Origin of the sequence: Aeribacillus sp. FSL K6-2848, from assembly GCF_038004325.1 — a bacterium.
Taxonomy (GTDB): domain Bacteria; phylum Bacillota; class Bacilli; order Bacillales; family Aeribacillaceae; genus Aeribacillus; species Aeribacillus composti.
Genome location: NZ_JBBOQQ010000001.1, coordinates 2,323,200 through 2,338,465, shown reverse-complemented (window position 1 = coordinate 2,338,465; position 15,266 = coordinate 2,323,200). Strand labels below are relative to the sequence as shown.

Annotated in this window: 15 protein-coding genes and 1 CRISPR repeat array; of the genes, 12 read left to right on the top strand and 3 right to left on the bottom strand. The window is 37.4% G+C overall.

Translation table 11 applies throughout. From position 1 onward, the window contains the following. Positions 1-429 precede the first annotated feature (429 nt). The gene (locus NSS70_RS11290) at positions 430-1,803 is read right to left on the bottom strand and encodes an IS1380-like element ISGsp2 family transposase (RefSeq protein ID WP_327847978.1); all 1,374 of its coding nucleotides are present in this window, start codon (positions 1,801-1,803) and stop codon (positions 430-432) included. Positions 1,804-1,907: 104 nt separating this feature from the next. On the opposite strand from NSS70_RS11290, the gene NSS70_RS11285 reads away from it, so the two are divergent. The 6 genes from NSS70_RS11285 (at position 1,908) to NSS70_RS20875 (ending at position 5,642) form a co-directional block, all read left to right on the top strand. Continuing rightward, positions 1,908-2,687, top strand: coding sequence for a hypothetical protein (locus NSS70_RS11285; RefSeq protein ID WP_340881590.1), 780 nt, complete (start codon positions 1,908-1,910; stop codon positions 2,685-2,687). A 78-nt stretch (positions 2,688-2,765) separates the two neighbouring features. Beyond that, positions 2,766-3,089: an IS66 family insertion sequence element accessory protein TnpA gene (gene tnpA, locus NSS70_RS11280; protein ID WP_063389610.1), complete on the top strand. Its 324-nt coding sequence runs from the start codon at positions 2,766-2,768 to the stop codon at positions 3,087-3,089. Next, positions 3,086-3,442, top strand: coding sequence for an IS66 family insertion sequence element accessory protein TnpB (gene tnpB, locus NSS70_RS11275; protein WP_063389611.1), 357 nt, complete (start codon positions 3,086-3,088; stop codon positions 3,440-3,442). The genes tnpA and tnpB overlap by 4 nt, the downstream gene beginning before the upstream one ends. Before the next feature lie 59 nt (positions 3,443-3,501). Further along, complete coding sequence (gene tnpC, locus NSS70_RS11270) at positions 3,502-5,079, top strand: IS66 family transposase (RefSeq protein ID WP_339200008.1); 1,578 nt, start codon at positions 3,502-3,504, stop codon at positions 5,077-5,079. A 127-nt stretch (positions 5,080-5,206) separates the two neighbouring features. Beyond that, a complete protein-coding gene (locus NSS70_RS11265) occupies positions 5,207-5,461 on the top strand; it encodes a hypothetical protein (RefSeq protein WP_339196356.1) in 255 nt (84 codons plus the stop codon). Then, positions 5,436-5,642 carry an ATP-binding cassette domain-containing protein gene (locus tag NSS70_RS20875; RefSeq protein WP_445206669.1) on the top strand — a complete coding sequence of 69 codons (207 nt, stop codon included), beginning with the start codon at positions 5,436-5,438 and terminating at the stop codon, positions 5,640-5,642. Before NSS70_RS11265 ends, NSS70_RS20875 begins: the two co-directional genes overlap by 26 nt. Positions 5,643-5,772: 130 nt before the next feature. Here NSS70_RS20875 and NSS70_RS11260 read toward each other — a convergent pair whose 3' ends face one another. After that, positions 5,773-6,888, bottom strand: coding sequence for an IS4 family transposase (locus NSS70_RS11260; protein ID WP_003352762.1), 1,116 nt, complete (start codon positions 6,886-6,888; stop codon positions 5,773-5,775). A gap of 147 nt (positions 6,889-7,035) precedes the next feature. On the opposite strand from NSS70_RS11260, the gene NSS70_RS11255 reads away from it, so the two are divergent. The 6 genes from NSS70_RS11255 (at position 7,036) to NSS70_RS11230 (ending at position 13,781) form a co-directional block, all read left to right on the top strand. Further along, the gene (locus NSS70_RS11255; RefSeq protein ID WP_339200006.1) at positions 7,036-7,539 is read left to right on the top strand and encodes an ATP-binding cassette domain-containing protein; all 504 of its coding nucleotides are present in this window, start codon (positions 7,036-7,038) and stop codon (positions 7,537-7,539) included. A 159-nt stretch (positions 7,540-7,698) separates the two neighbouring features. Next, positions 7,699-8,855, top strand: a protein-coding gene (locus tag NSS70_RS11250; RefSeq protein ID WP_153028110.1) for an IS3 family transposase whose coding sequence is annotated in 2 segments (ribosomal slippage) — positions 7,699-7,960 and positions 7,960-8,855 — 1,158 coding nt in all. Because the reading frame shifts where the segments join, the coding sequence is not laid out codon by codon here. Between the two features lie 234 nt (positions 8,856-9,089). Then, complete coding sequence (locus NSS70_RS11245) at positions 9,090-9,782, top strand: hypothetical protein (RefSeq protein ID WP_340881587.1); 693 nt, start codon at positions 9,090-9,092, stop codon at positions 9,780-9,782. A 120-nt stretch (positions 9,783-9,902) separates the two neighbouring features. Further along, a complete protein-coding gene (locus NSS70_RS11240; RefSeq protein ID WP_340733408.1) occupies positions 9,903-11,153 on the top strand; it encodes an IS4 family transposase in 1,251 nt (416 codons plus the stop codon). A gap of 1,066 nt (positions 11,154-12,219) precedes the next feature. Next, positions 12,220-12,650: a CRISPR direct-repeat array (repeat unit 31 nt; unit sequence GTTTTTATCTTAACTATAAGGAATTGAAACA). 308 nt (positions 12,651-12,958) lie between these two features. Further along, the gene (locus NSS70_RS11235; protein WP_445206668.1) at positions 12,959-13,084 is read left to right on the top strand and encodes a hypothetical protein; all 126 of its coding nucleotides are present in this window, start codon (positions 12,959-12,961) and stop codon (positions 13,082-13,084) included. 433 nt (positions 13,085-13,517) lie between these two features. Then, complete coding sequence (locus NSS70_RS11230; protein WP_339196348.1) at positions 13,518-13,781, top strand: 2TM domain-containing protein; 264 nt, start codon at positions 13,518-13,520, stop codon at positions 13,779-13,781. Between the two features lie 172 nt (positions 13,782-13,953). On the opposite strand, the gene NSS70_RS11225 is transcribed toward NSS70_RS11230, so the two are convergent. Further along, positions 13,954-15,116 (bottom strand): IS3 family transposase gene (locus NSS70_RS11225; RefSeq protein ID WP_445206667.1). Its coding sequence is split into 2 segments (ribosomal slippage): positions 13,954-14,873 and positions 14,873-15,116, totalling 1,164 coding nucleotides; the frame shifts between segments, so codons are not numbered across the junction. Positions 15,117-15,266 lie beyond the last annotated feature (150 nt).

Sequence of the window (15,266 nt, the reverse complement as noted above, 5' to 3'; positions counted from 1 at the left end):
AAAACTCTGGGGATGATTCGGCGCGAGGGTGTCGATCAGTGAATTGCCTCGTACAGTCTATATATTTGTTGCCGTTTTGATCATAAACATATATTTCTTCGCCTCGCATCATTACAACTTTGTCCACTTTATAGTATAGACTATTTGGATTTGTTAAATTTTCATTCTTATCACACTCCATCTATTTTTGGTATTGATAATAAATGGAAATTTGAGAAACATCCTGAATCCGTGATGAATTGAAATCGACTTTGATTTTGTTGTAATTTTGATGGATTGATAATCCATAAAACCCTTTTTATGCTTATGACCTATGTCATCTCTATTTCCGAAAATGGAACAAATCTCTTTTTTAGGTATACGAACCAAAAAAATAGACAAAAAAGCACAGGGAGTGACGTTGGACATCAGTTCCCGAACATTCGTTCGTTATCTTGCCTCTCTCCATTTCTGATAGACGTTCAGTAGGGGCTCGCTATAGCCACTCCTTCGCGTCAGTTTCATCCAGATCTGTCGTGATCGACGGACGAGTCGCCCTGCCATCGTGATCACCGTCTGAATAATCGTCTTGATGCGGCGGCGTTTCACTTTGTGGTGCAACGGATGTCTCGGATCGCTTAATAGATCTTGTCCAATCAGACGAAGAAGATTGTAAACGAAGGCTCCCATGACCAACACGAGCGCATTCGTTTTCATCTTCCCAGATGGAAGCCGCTCTAAATCTAAGTCGCTCTTCAGTTCGCTATGAAACTGTTCGCATGTCGCATGGTCATGATACAACGCGAGCACATCGCTCATTCGAACATGCTCGTATCCTTTGAGCCGCACCCAATAGCTTTCCACTTCATAATCAGGAACGAGCATCAGCTGTCCATTGCGTTCCATCGTCCGTTCCGTCACTTGGGTGACTTGAACGTACGTATACGTGTTTCCATCGATCGCTGCCTTCTGTGGAAGGCATAGCTCATAGGTTTGTACTCCTTCGCTTTGTCCATCATCGACACGTTTGCCCTTTTGCGAAGCGATCTGGAACCAAAGCGCTGTCGATTCTCGGCGTAAGTTTCGCTTGATGACAAAGTCCACGTCTTCCTTTAGGCATACGTGCACATTCGCTTCTGCATCGTTTCCTGCATCCATGCGAACAAGCAGACGAGATGAAGTCAGTTGACGAGCTCGACGGATAGCGGTGACTAAAAACGAGGGCATGTTGTCTTGCACATGTTGTTTCCCTGGACGCAACTCGGCATGAACGAGATACCCTTCCTTCCCTGCATACGCAAACAACGGTGTAAAACCGTCAAATCCTTTATACGTTCGACTGACTCCTTCTTTTTTCGTATCGGAGTTGTCAAATGGGGAACCATCTATATCAAGGGGAAGCCATGTCGTCTTTCCTTTGGTCCAACAAGGGGACAAAGTGGCATGTCGTTGAATCAACAGACGTATGGACTCCTCCCAAAGAATCGTTTCGGTCATCGGAAGACAAGCGAGCTGATCGAGTCGTTGTCGCAAGGTTGGAGAGGAAGGCACGTGCTGAATCCCCATCGATGCCGAAAAGATATCGTCCTGACGATACGCTTCGATATGATCGAAATCCGTTTTTCCTGTGGCAAGCAAGCCAATCATCGAGCGAATGACATCGCTATGGGAAATGTGCACTTCTCGACGAACCGTTGGAAGCCGAAGTGCGTTTACCCGTTTATCCAGTTTCGTTCGATGGAGTAAGTAGCCAACGAGAGCAAGCCCAGCACTTGGGGTAATCGCTTCATCTGTCAATACAAACCGAATCGGGAAATCTTTCATCACATCACCTACTTGATGAAGAATCGTCAACGTCGTTTTCCCTTATCGTATCAACGGTTTGCGACCATTGTAAAGATGTTTTGTCACGGATTCAGGTTTATAATATGATGGAATATATTGGTGATTCAGAGGGGTTAGAAAAAATAAAAAAAGTATTTATGAAGCTGGAGAATCCAGGCAAGGATGATCAAGTGGAGTATTATTATTTTCTAATATTGGATTATAAGATAAATAACACGGTTGCAGATATGAAAGATAAAATTGAAAATAACATTTCAAGTTTTACTGAACAAGACCTTTTAGACTTAGACTATAATAAACCAATTCTTCTTCATGCCTCTATTATTTTAAGCAATCTATATGATCTTGAAGTAAATTTGGACCATTTAAAAGACATATATGAAAAGAAAGAAAACCAAATAACAATATTATTCAGAGATGAAATTACTTATTGGGTTCATTTAATGATCGCAAAAGAACTAGAGCAACACTTTGAGAACAAAAAGTTTATGACTAATATATTATCAGAAACAAGACCTTTTCATACGTACTTTTATTCATTGGAGAGTATAAGAAATCTATATTTAATGTCGAATGTATTTGCTAGTAAAGAAATTTCTGATGTCGATAAATATTTAAATGTACTAAGCCATCGCATAGATATTTTTAGTCAGGAATTGAAAAACAATAGAGATCAAAGTTATTACCAATATTCATATTATTTAAACTATGCAGAAGAAGTGATTGGAAAATCCTCTCGTAATCAAGAAGCTGCTGAAAATACAAACTGCCGAGACATAAAATTATTTAATGAAATGTATTACTGTTATAAGGCAACTGGTGAGATGGCTACTTCTGAAGCTGTTGCTATAGAAGAGTCGTAAGCGTCAAATACTCAGCACCTTCTAGTTGTGAATGTTACATGAGATAATCTCCATAGAAAAAATGCTGGAGGTTATGCTATGAATGATGCTGACAAAAGAATAGAATGGAAATCCAGGTATGATGCTTGGAAAACAAGTGGATTGAGTGCTTCTGAGTGGTCTCGCATCAATGATGTAAATATACATCAGATGTACTACTGGATTCGAAAGTTTCGAGAGGAAGAAATTTCTACGAACGAGCATCAATCAAAATGGTTGACGGTGGATGTCCAAGAAATCTCCTCCCATCATACGGGTCAGGAATCTGTCCTTATTCATTACGGTGCACTGTCCATCGAAGTACGTCCAGGCACCGATTTGAATCTACTTTCCGATGTAGTGCGTGTGATTCAAAATCGATGATATCTAACGCAAATTTTGAACGAGTGTACCTTGCACGTGGAAGCACCGATCTCCGGAAATCGATTGATGGTCTCGCAGTCATCGTCAAAGAATGCTTCGATTTGGATCCATTTTCCCCTTGTTTATTTGTTTTCTGTAATCGGAAAAGGGATAAACTTAAAATTCTACAGTGGGATAATAATGGGTTTTGGCTCCATTATAGAAGATTAGAAAGAGGAACTTTCAACTGGCCATCTGAACAAGAAGGAGTGCCGATGGATATCAGTCCTCGTCAGCTACGCTGGTTATTAGATGGCTTATCCATCGAACAAAAACAAGCCCATCCCACAGTGAAAGCACGCACGATTCTATGAAATTAAAAAACTTGAGAATCCGACTGGTCAAGCCGGATTCTTTTGCGTATACTGGAACTATGAAAAACATGGACATGAAAACTCAAGAAACAATTGAATACTATAAAGCGCGTAACGAAAAGCTTGAAATAGAAAAGGAAGCTTTGGAAGCGAAGCTAAAATGGTATGAGGAGCAATTTCGGTTAAGTCAACAACGTCGTTTTGGTTCTTCCAGTGAGAAGACCAATTCAGACCAACTGTCCCTTTTCAATGAAGCTGAAGCTACCGCAAATCCTGATGATGAAGAACCGACGATTGAAACCATTACATATACACGCAAGAAGAAGCGAAATCGTCGAGATGAAAAACTAGAAAACCTGCCTACTGAAACGGTGGAATACCGTTTGCCAGCTGAGGAACAGGTTTGTTCGTGTTGCGCTGGACCTCTACACGAAATGAGTACGCAAGTACGCAGAGAAATAGAAGTTATTCCAGCACAAGTAAAAGTGAAAAAGCATGTCCAATATGTTTATAGTTGTCGTCATTGTGAACGCCATGAAATAGAAACGCCTATTGTCACGGCGAAAATGCCGGCTCCTGTTTTTCCGGGAAGTCTGGCATCTCCATCGTCAATGGCTTATACGATGACGCAGAAATACGTTGAAAGTATGCCTTTGTATCGCCAGGAAAAACATCTGGAGCGATTTGGCATATTCATTTCCAGGCAAACTTTATCCAATTGGATTTTGTATGGAGCCGACACCTGGTTGAGTCCTGTTTACGACCAAATGCGTAACCATCTATTGAATCAGGATATCCTCCATGCGGATGAGACCACCTTACAGGTTCTTTCAGAACCTGACCGACGAGCGACTTCCAAATCATTTATGTGGCTTTATCGGACAGGACGAATGGGGCCTCCAATTGTTTTGTATGACTACCAGCGAACCCGTGCATCCAAGCATCCTTTACGATTTTTGGAAGGTTTCCGTGGATATTTACATGTGGACGGGTATGCCGGTTATAACGGAATCCCTGATGTCAGTCTGGTCGGTTGTTGGGCTCATGCCAGACGTAAATTCACAGAAGCTTTGCAGGCTCTTCCTGAATCGGCTAAAACTACTCACGTAAAAGCCAAAGAAGGTCTTGCATTCTGTAACCAACTTTTCTCGATAGAACGGGATTTAAAGGATGTTAGTCCTGAAGAACGTTATAAGAAACGTTTAGAACGCAGCCAACCGGTATTGGAGGCTTTTTTGGCATGGCTTCATGAACAATCCCCAAGAGTGTTGCCAAAAAGTGCACTTGGGCAAGCCATTAAATATTGTCGTAATCAATGGGACCGTTTAGTAGCTTTTTTAGAGGATGGTCGTTTAGAGATTGATAACAACCGCGCAGAACGATCCATTAAACCGTTTGTAATCGGGAGGAAAAACTGGCTGTTTAGCAATACCATAAAGGGAGCTAAATCCAGCGCAATCATTTATAGCATTGTGGAGACTGCGAAGGAAAACGGATTAAACCCATTCAATTATCTTAAATATTTATTTGAACAGCTTCCAAATATTAATCTGACTGACAAAGAAAAATTAGATCAACTCCTTCCTTGGTCCACAACAATTCCAGAAGAATGTCGTGTTCCTAATAAAGCTAAATAAATCATAACAATAGTCCACATCTAAAGGTAGGTGTGGACTATTTTACGCTTACGAAGAGTCAGATGACTTACTTACAAAGGTACTAAAGTACGATATCATTGACCCTACTCCCAAAGATATCGAAGAAATGAAAAAATTATATCCTGAAGTTTTAAATAATGAAAGTAAAGACTTCTATATTATATTAAATATTTATACTAGTCTAGTTCAAAAGCATAACCTTGATATAGATAAGGAATTAATTAGAAAAAAGGTAGAGCAGTATGAATGTTATTTAGGATATTGTGAACCAGGAGGTAACTATGTTTTTGAGCTAAGTGTGTATTTGAATAATATCCTTAATATATTAGAGGGTGATGAATTTGCACAAAAATTCCGTTGACAACTATGAGGATATTCATGTTAGTGTTAAAAACATTAACTTTCAATACGGCGAAAAAATAATCTTGAGAAATCTCTCTCTAGAGATAAATGAACCTGGTTTATATGCTATTTATGGAAAAAGCGGGTGTGGGAAAACCACTTTTATCAATATTTTATCTTTAATCATTAGCATTGCATAAATATAGTCAGAATTTTCTGTTAATTAATTTTTGTGAATTTGTGCCAAAAAGACAAAACCTAAAGAAAGGTGGCACTGTCCATTTGGTAAATATATACAGTTAAACCAGAGCGACAACGACAAAAGGGAGATTATGGACTGGCTCGCCCATCAAATTTTCGCAACCAAACATAAGCTGGTTTCCACAGAGCTCTCTTTAACCAACGAGTAATTCGAAGTAGGGATTTCTTACTTTTCATCTCCAATTGAATGAGAACATGTAAGCAATACGTGATCAGGGCTAAGAAAATTTGATTTTGAATAGCTGTTTCACTCATTCCATAAAAGTGCTTAATTTCTACGTGTTGCTTGAGCCATTTGAAAAAGAGTTCAATAGCCCAGCGAGATCGGTAAATATCACTTATCTCTTCTGGTTTTAAATCAAATCGGTTGGTGATGAAACGAAGTAAGTTCCCTTTTGTGTCCATAACTTCTAGTAGACGAAAGACATTTTCAGTACGATTTTGTGTGGTACCAATGTAGACCATTTTATCGGATAGAACGTGACAATCATCAGGAAGTGAAAATGTATAGACTTCACGAATGACTGCGTTTTTCTTCAGTCTTGAAACGAAGAAATAGCCATCATCTGTCATCCGATCAAAACGTTCATAGTCCACATAACCGCGGTCAAACACATACATGGCTTCTTGATCATCCACTAGGACTTCGAGTTGATTTCGGTCATGTTCTTTTGCTGTCGTAATCACTGCTTTTTCAGGATAGACGGTGTCTTTATCCATGAAAACGAGCCGTAAGTGTAGCTTTACACCAGCTTTTGTTTTCCGGAATTTTGCCCATTTATAATGGGTCAAATTCAACGGGAGTGTACTTGAATCAATGATTTTCAGTGGCATATTCTTTCCGTTTTTATAATGGTACCGTTGAATTTTCCAAACAAGATCCAAGAACAAATTTGCAAGAATTAGTGGGTGGATCTGATTGTTTTTTCGGGATAGCTGAGAGGCACTTATCGATTCAAATCCGAGTGCTTTTTGAAGATCTTCGTCTACAAGTGCATCACTCATTTCCTCTAAGCTCTTAAATTCGAGCAGCTGGGCTACCAATAAAAGTTTAATATAGGCTTCTGTTGTCAGCTTTTTTGTGTAATAGTCCTGTTTCAATTCTTTGACTTGTTCGCTAAGTTTTTGAATATTTATGGGTGAAACCCATTTACCAAATGATGAAATTAGTGTATTCTTGTCCATAATGGTTATCCTTTACGATTGGATTTGGGCAGGAACCACCTGTACTTCCATTGTAAAGGATTTTTTTGTTTCGAAATCAATAAAAAATTGAACATTCTTAGCATTTTGAATCATCAGATTTAATTACTGCAATGCTAGTGATCTTTAATACAAAAACCTCACTCAGGAACCATTAATTTATTCCATAAACAAATTAATTTTGAGGATGTTGAATTAGTTGATGACTTGCGGAAAAAAATAGCGTATTTCTTCCAAGATTTAAATTTAATAGAGACTTTAACAATTAGAGAAAACCTTCAAATTATCTCACTTATAAACAGCCAGCCTTTAGATAACGAAAAACTAAATAAATACAGCAGGCAAATACAAATGGAAAACAAGTTAGATATTCCAGTAAATAATCTCTCTGGTGGTGAAAGACAACGAGCAGCTTTTTTAAAAGTATTGGTATTTGAATATCCGCTTATTTTATTGGATGAGCCAACGAATAATTTAGATGAAGAGAACATTAAAATCATAATGGATATTTTATCTAGTATAAAAAAAGATAGGGTCATTATAGTAGTAACCCATTCAAAATTTGTTGTGGAAAATTCAGACAAATCATTTGATTTTATTCAATTAAATAAAGGATTGAAAGAACTATGTTAAAACATGATTCGGTTTTTTATTATATAAAGCAAAAATATTTAAAAAGTTTAAGAAAGCTTGCGATACTAAACTTTTTATTACTAATATTGATTTGATGTTAGACTAAAAAGTAGACACAGATTATTATAGTAATAATAGACTGAAAAATGAGGTGTCTACATGACAAAAAAACAAAGGCGGTACGAGGAAGACTTTAAGCGTCAAACTGTTCGTTATATTTTGGAGGAAGCGAAATCCGTTGCACAAGTGGCTCGTGAGCTCAAAATTAACGAAAATACTCTTCACGGCTGGATGAAAAAATATAAGCAAGAACCTGAAATAACAGAAACCCAAACGTTTCGATCCGAAGACCACGAAGTTCGTGAACTGAAGAAACGTATTCGGGATCTGGAGGAGGAAAACTCCATCTTAAAAAAGGCGATGCACTTCTTCGCGAAAGACCATCGGTAAAATATTCATTTATCCATGAGCATCGCTTCGATTACCGATTGGAGAAGATGTGCGAAGTATTGAAAGTTTCTCGAAGCGGTTATTATAAATGGCGTGATCGTCCCAAAAGTGCTAGACAAGAGCGTCGAGAAGAATTGACGCAGGAAGTGCGTCGTGTGTATATCGAATCTCGCCAACTGTATGGGAGTCCAAAGGTTGCCAAAAAGCTTAATCATGAAGGCATTAAGGTTTCACAGAAGACGGTTTCCCGCATAATGAACAAAGAGGGAATGAAGTCTCGTACCGTGAAAAAGCATAAGGCTACCACTAACTCAAAACATAACCATCCGGTCCACGAAAATGTCTTAAACCAACATTTTACTGTTACGAAACCAAATGAAGTATGGGTAGCTGATATCACATACATTCCAACGGATGAAGGTTGGCTTTATCTAGCTAGTATGATGGATTTGTATTCAAGGAAAATAGTCGGCTGGCATATAGACTGTTCCATGAAAAAGGAGCTAGTGTTAAGTGCTTTAAAGCAAGCCTATCAGCGTCAACAACCACAGGGTTCTATCCTCCATCATTCTGATCGAGGGAGTCAATATGCTTCAAATGACTATCAAGCTAAGCTAATGGAATACGGAATGAAATGTAGCATGAGCCGCAAAGGAAATTGTTATGACAACGCTTGTATTGAATCATTTCATGGGGTTATAAAAAAAGAACTAATCTATCAGACTCGTTATAAAACAAGGGAGGAAGCAAAAAAGAGCATATTTGAGTATATAGAAATATTTTACAATAATAAACGTATTCACTCCGCAACAGAGTATTTTTCGCCATCTGAATACGAACGTATGTACTATAAAAAGGGAGCTTAATGAACATATTAATAGAATAGTTAGACACGAAAATTTACCTTTTAAAAATAATTAGGACAACGTCGTAATTACTTTTAAAAGGCCACCAAGCGATAGCGCGGTAGCTGCGAAAAAAAATCTATAAATTTTTGTGTCTACTTTATTGACCTAATATCAATTATATTTTCGATCTTTACAGTATTTATTTCTGCTGAGAACATCCATAATAATATATTAAATAATGATAAATTATCAATGGTACTGATCAATGGATATACAGAAACAGGAGAATTTGAGTACGATACTAACTTAATTTTAAATTTGCCTCATGTTAAAAATCTTACCTATGATTATGAAATTCCTCTTATTTATTCGTCGGAAAAAGAGGAGGTAGAGTTTTTAGATTGCTTGCCTCTTAATGAAACTACTAGAGAAGCTATTAGTTTTGACGAACAAGTTGATGACAATGCTTTAGTGCTGCCAGAACATTTTAAAAATCAAAAATTAATTATTTCTGATATGAATCACAAGCCCGTTAAAACTACAAACTATTATTATGAAGGATCAGGCACATATTTTCTAAAGGATCAATGTTATCTCGCTCAACCTTTATATAATAAAATGTTGGCAACAATTAATAGCAGTAACTATTCAGGTGTTAAATCACTTATTGTGAACTTAGAAAAAACAGAATATATATATGATTTTGTCAAATCCTTTCATGAAATGTTTAATGAAGATGAAGTTTATGTATATTATCAATCTGAAGGATTGGAGAACTTAGTACAAAATTCGAAAGTCTCTTTTCATTTGCTTTTGTTTTTCCAGCTAAGCTTACTTATTGTAATTGTTATTGTATATAAAAACAGCTTAAATTCTCTCATCAAGTTAATAAATCGTGATTTACTGTCTCTCTATTTAAACGGAATGTCAGTAGCATTGCATTAAGTTAATTTTAATTTGTCAAGCCCAATTTTATGTTAAATTTCATCTTTTTGGATATAAAAAAACTCCTTATAATTAGGATTGGCAGTCCTATCCAAATCCTAAGAATAAGGAGAAACCATTATGGATAAGAATACCACAGAATCCACAATAAATGAACTATTTAAAGAGATCGATCCAATAACTTTTTCAAAACTAATTAATGTGATTGACGTTGACAAATACATTAAAAAATTAACAGCGTATAAGTTTTTACAACTTTGTATCATCGCTCAGATAAATGAATTGGAAAGCTTAACAAAATTGGCCAAACATTTGAAAGACAAGGAAGAGTTGCAGACATATCTGGAATTTGATGCAATTAGTACTTCGCAACTTTCTCGCAAATTAGGCCAATTATCCCCTCAACTGTTTGAAAAAGTATTTAAATATCTGGTCTTAAAGATCCAAGGGCAAATGAAAAATGCCCCGATCATCCGAAACATTGGTCGTCTTCTGGTCATTGATTCTACCACGATGAGCATGAGTTTGAGCCAATATCCATGGGCAACTTTTCGTAAGACAAAGGCTGGTGTTCGACTCCATTTAAAGGTTGTTGTAACGAAGGATATCACTGTTCCGGATCAAGGGATTATCTTACCCGCGAAACATGCCGATCGCACACAGATGGACGAACTCATTGAAATCGATCCAAATGCGATTTACTTGTTTGATCGAGGGTATGTCGATTACAAACAGTTCGACCGCTTATGCCGAGAAGGGGTGCGATTCATTACCCGGCTTAAAAAGAACGCAGAGATTGAAGTTTTATCGGAACGGATTCCCAATCCAGAACGTTTGATTTATAGGGATCAGATTGTCATTTTAGGAAATGACCGTAATCATACCAAAATGACTCATCCTCTCCGATTGATCGAAACGGTCGACAGCGAAGGGAATCCCGTGATCATCATAACCAATTGCTTTGATCTTTCTGCGGAAGAGATTGCAGATTTATACCGATATCGCTGGAAGATAGAGACCTTCTTTAAATGGATGAAACAGCACCTTAAGATAAAAAGATTTTATGGAAAAAGTCAAAATGCCGTTTACAATCAAATTTGGATCGCCCTAATCACCTATTGCTTACAGGCCATGCTCCAATTAAAAGTGAATCACGATGGTCCTTTATTAGAGATCAAGCGAACTTTACAGAATCTGCTTTTTAAAGGTTTTGACTGTTTTGTTCGCTCCCTTTTTAAAAAGCCAATTCGAACGTCCAACGGTCGGAAAAAATACGATTGGGAAAAAGATTTTGAAACCATCGTGTACCAATTTGAAGAAGGGGAGGTGGAACACCTAGACGATTTAGTTTATGATCCAATGTTTCTGTAATATATTACCAAATTGTGGAAATGGACTGCCGATTAAGACGTCATTGTCCTTTTAAGCTTGCTTAGAAAGATTGTATGTCTGAATATTCAGTTACATGAAATAACTGGAATTTTTATTGAGCTTGACAAACATTAAATTTTTTTATGCAACGCTACTGACGGAATGTCTAGCAAAGAAATCACATCCCAGTTTTATAAAACAATCGAATCAGGAAACAAAAAAATTTATATTTTCTCTTATGGAACGGTTATTTTATTTGCTATTCTTCTTTCTAAGGCGCTAAATAATGAAATATTAATGATAATTACCGTTGGTTTATTAATACTATTAAGTTTATTCATTTTGCTAAATAAATTGTTTGTAAAGTATGTTATTTCCAGCATATTAGCGAAAGAACTATCAAATGAGAATATTGTTTCTCAGCTGCGTAACTAGTCTTTAATCAATTAACATTTAGAATGACAACGGGGACGACTAACCGTTGTCATTTTTTTAAATCCAATAATTTTTAACATTCCACTTTTTCTGATAGCACATGCTGCAAATTTTCATTTATCTGAAACAGCAAATCGTGTGTAACTGGACCGTTGCAGACTAGAAAATTGCGTCACCAATTAGTCCATATGATTGTGTCAAAAGGGAAATAGAAAAGAGCCACATTGCTTCCCCTTCCTTTGTAGAATTTACAATGGACCAAACATAAGGAGGAATGCAACAATGGCTTTACCGCAAATGATGTAGTGTCAAATAATCCACTTATCTATTTTCTAATTCAGGATCTTTAATTCTTTACAACTCTTCTCGATTTCTGTCCGAATAAAAAGTCCTAAAAACAAGCCTTTGATCAGTAAGAATACTGGAATCATTGACATTCTTCTTTATAAAAATAATGAAATTTTGTCGTCGACCTCCAATCGTGCAAAAATCCTAGGGGATCGACGACTCTTTTAAAATTCAATTGAGCCCACGCAAATCAAAGGATTGATAAAATTTGACTCCTTCGTTAAAATGAAAATAACCAATTAACCATTTTAAACGAAATGCTTATTTAACAACATTTTCTGGGGTTTTTATCTTAACTATAAGGAATTGAAGCGAAGTTTTTGTCGAGGACAAGGACGCTCTTGCACGTTTTTATCTTAACTATAAGGAATTGAAGCATTTTCTGTTTGAGTGATGCGTGATTCATGATCGTCTGTTTTTATCTTAACTATGAGGAATTGAAACCATTTGTGTGTATGTCCTTTCATTGGGGATCCACATCTGTTTTTATCTTAACTATAAGGAATTGAAACACTTTTCATTTTAATTCCTCCCATTCGCTCGTGATTTTGTTTTTATCTTAACTATAAGGAATTGAAACATACAGTCTACGCAACAACTCATTATGTGATAGGGAAGTTTTTATCTTAACTATAAGGAATTGAAACAGTCTGGAAGGAAACACTTGACACAAGCCACCTTGTGTTTTTATCTTACCTACAAGGAATTGCAACACCAAACTAAAGGCCTTTACGTTTGATGCCTACCAATTGCTCCCATTATAGACCCAGCTGTTAAAAATAAGGAATAAAAAACTTTGAGGCGGTCATAAGATACATTTGAGATATAAAAATATTGTGCCGATATGATGTTCAAAACAGTAAAATTGATGCAGGTATTTGCTTATGAAATATGATCAAGGTGTTTCTTTGTCTTCTAGATACAGGCATGGCATCACGATCTCCATAATTGTAGATGTAAATCCTGCTGGGAAGTTTGAAAATTGACCATTTCCTTCATGATGACGGATGGCCCCCATTCTAATGATGAAAGAGCTGTTTAAGGAGCCACACCCTGTTCCAGTGAAAGATGCGTTGCAAATTAAAGGTTTGGATGACGGTACGGTTGCCGCTTTGACAGAAAAAGATTGTTCAAAAGAATGCCACTAGATGTACTTGTTAGCCAATGGCGATTCAGCTCCAATCTTCTTGTTCTGGCCTTTCTAGATGAAAAAGCTCATTTCATCCATCCTGCTGAGAGCTTTGTGGTGTGCATTTCATTTGTGAAACGATTTCATTGAATGGTGACCCATATTTTTTTGAAGCTTTTATTCGCCTTTTTCCTGCAAAAAATTTGTTAATCCTTATTGTTTAAAGAAGGAAAAATTACCCCTTTGTCGAATGGAGTAAAAGAAGAGAGGTAAATGCCGAAACTTAAGCAAATTTGTTGCGTTTACGGTTCAAGACTTATGAAAAACCGAATCAACAGCAGGTTAGAAATTGTCGTGCCTCATTCCCAAATGTAAACGGTGAAGGAGAACAAAATGTTTTCAGCATTATGAGTGGCAACAAGGCTGTTCAAAAACTAAGCTATATAGGGGGGTTGAAAGTCGAAAAAGATGAAAAATATTTAAGGGCGAAAAAAAGAGTGGAAAATTTGAAAGCCTTTTATATGCATTTCATTTCTTATGTTTTAGTGAATTCTATGCTTTTTCTTTTTAACTTAATTTCGGATCCCGGTAATTGGTGGTTTCAATATCCGCTTTTTGGCTGGGGGATTGGACTTTTAGTACACGGCGCCTCAACGTTTGCATTTGGCATATTCGGGGAAGAAATGGATTTAAGTCAATATTTTGGACACCAATAAGTGAAATTTAATTTTGATCTCATTGACATCGCTGGTCGCTTGACATGGAGCCTCTGCGGGCGTGGTGTTATGCGAAGGGCGAAAGGGGCAATGATTTCTTTCGCATGGCAAACAAGCCTACCACGCCCCGCCACTCCATGTAAAGCGGATGCTTGTAAAATTGTGAAGAGCACTACGCTGCCCCTTTGATACTGTCTTCTGTTTCTTGTGGCGTCATATAGCCCAGGCAGCTATGAATCCGTTTCCGATTGTACCAGCCTTCTATAAATTCGAATAAGGCTCTTCTGGCAGCTTGAAAGTTCAAATAGTTGACTCTGTAGATCTCTTCCTTTTTCAGAATTGCATGGAAAGACTCCATGCAGGCGTTATCGTATGGGCAACCTTTTTTACTGAAGGAGTGTTTGAACTGCTTCTTTTCCATGTATTCTGCAAATTTCTCGCTTGTATACTGGGATCCCAAATCAGAATGCAAGATCAATCCCGGACCTGGACGTTGTGCCTGATAAGCGTTTTCTACTGCCTTTAAAGCCAGTTCAGTCGTCATGTGGCGGTCAAAAGCGTAACCGACAATCTTTCTGGAATGTAAATCCATTACGGAAGCCAGGTAGCACCAACCGTCTCTCAAAGTATGAATGTACGTAATATCCGTAACCCATTTCTCGTTGATGGTTGTCGTTGAGAAGTCCTGGTTCAGCAGGTTATCGTGTTCTTCCATCTTGCCCTTATTGGAATGGGGGCGGTACTTTTTTCTGATAATGGAATAAATGCCTGCAGCCTTCATCAAACGCTGAACCCGTTTCAGGCTGACTTTGAGCCCTTCTTTTTCAAGCATATGGTGGATCTTCGGTGCTCCGTATCTCTGCTTGCTTTCCGTATGGATTTTTCGTATTCTGTCTGTCAGCTCCCGGTTTTCCCGTTTTGTTTTTGACTCTGTTTTTTGTTTGGATTGATAGTAGGTACTTCTCGGCACGCCAAGGACCGTACACATGGTTTTAAGGTCATAATGGTGTTTGGCTCTTATCTCGTCAATCATGGATATAACAGTGGTTTGATCTACTTCTTTGCGAATATGGCCATAGCTTTTTTTAAGATTTCGTTTTCCTCTTTCAGCCGGTGCAATTCTTTTTGCAGGTTCAGAAATTCTTCCGGGGTAAAAGAGCCCCCGTCATCCAGCTTAACCGGTTTTTGTTTTCTGATCCATTTGTAGATTGTCGTTTCAGACAGGCCATATTCGCTGCAGATCTGTTTTACTGGTGTTCCAGTTTGATAAAGCTCAACCACCATTTCCTTAAATTCAGCATGATAACTTTTACGTTTTTCGCTTGTGTTACCCATATCAGGACACATCCCTTCGTTAATATTATATTTCACTAAAGGGTGTCCATGAAACTATACTAGCATCAAATGGGAAGAAAAAAAGATAAAAAAATATATGGAAAAAGACAGGTAGAACATTTTAAAAGCGTTCGGAATCGAACGTTTTTT

Bases quoted from the DNA above. Each gene is read 5' to 3' on its own strand.
- NSS70_RS11240 (WP_340733408.1), top strand. From the start codon at position 9,903: ATGGATAAGAATACCACAGAATCCACAATAAATGAACTATTTAAAGAG.
- tnpB (WP_063389611.1), top strand. From the start codon at position 3,086: ATGATATCTAACGCAAATTTTGAACGAGTGTACCTTGCACGTGGAAGC.
- NSS70_RS20875 (WP_445206669.1), top strand. From the start codon at position 5,436: ATGAATTTGCACAAAAATTCCGTTGACAACTATGAGGATATTCATGTT.
- NSS70_RS11285 (WP_340881590.1), top strand. From the start codon at position 1,908: ATGATGGAATATATTGGTGATTCAGAGGGGTTAGAAAAAATAAAAAAA.
- NSS70_RS11290 (WP_327847978.1), bottom strand. From the start codon at position 1,803: ATGAAAGATTTCCCGATTCGGTTTGTATTGACAGATGAAGCGATTACC.
- NSS70_RS11260 (WP_003352762.1), bottom strand. From the start codon at position 6,888: ATGGACAAGAATACACTAATTTCATCATTTGGTAAATGGGTTTCACCC.
- tnpC (WP_339200008.1), top strand. From the start codon at position 3,502: ATGAAAAACATGGACATGAAAACTCAAGAAACAATTGAATACTATAAA.
- NSS70_RS11235 (WP_445206668.1), top strand. From the start codon at position 12,959: ATGATGAAAGAGCTGTTTAAGGAGCCACACCCTGTTCCAGTGAAAGAT.
- NSS70_RS11265 (WP_339196356.1), top strand. From the start codon at position 5,207: ATGAAAAAATTATATCCTGAAGTTTTAAATAATGAAAGTAAAGACTTC.
- tnpA (WP_063389610.1), top strand. From the start codon at position 2,766: ATGAATGATGCTGACAAAAGAATAGAATGGAAATCCAGGTATGATGCT.
- NSS70_RS11245 (WP_340881587.1), top strand. From the start codon at position 9,090: ATGGTACTGATCAATGGATATACAGAAACAGGAGAATTTGAGTACGAT.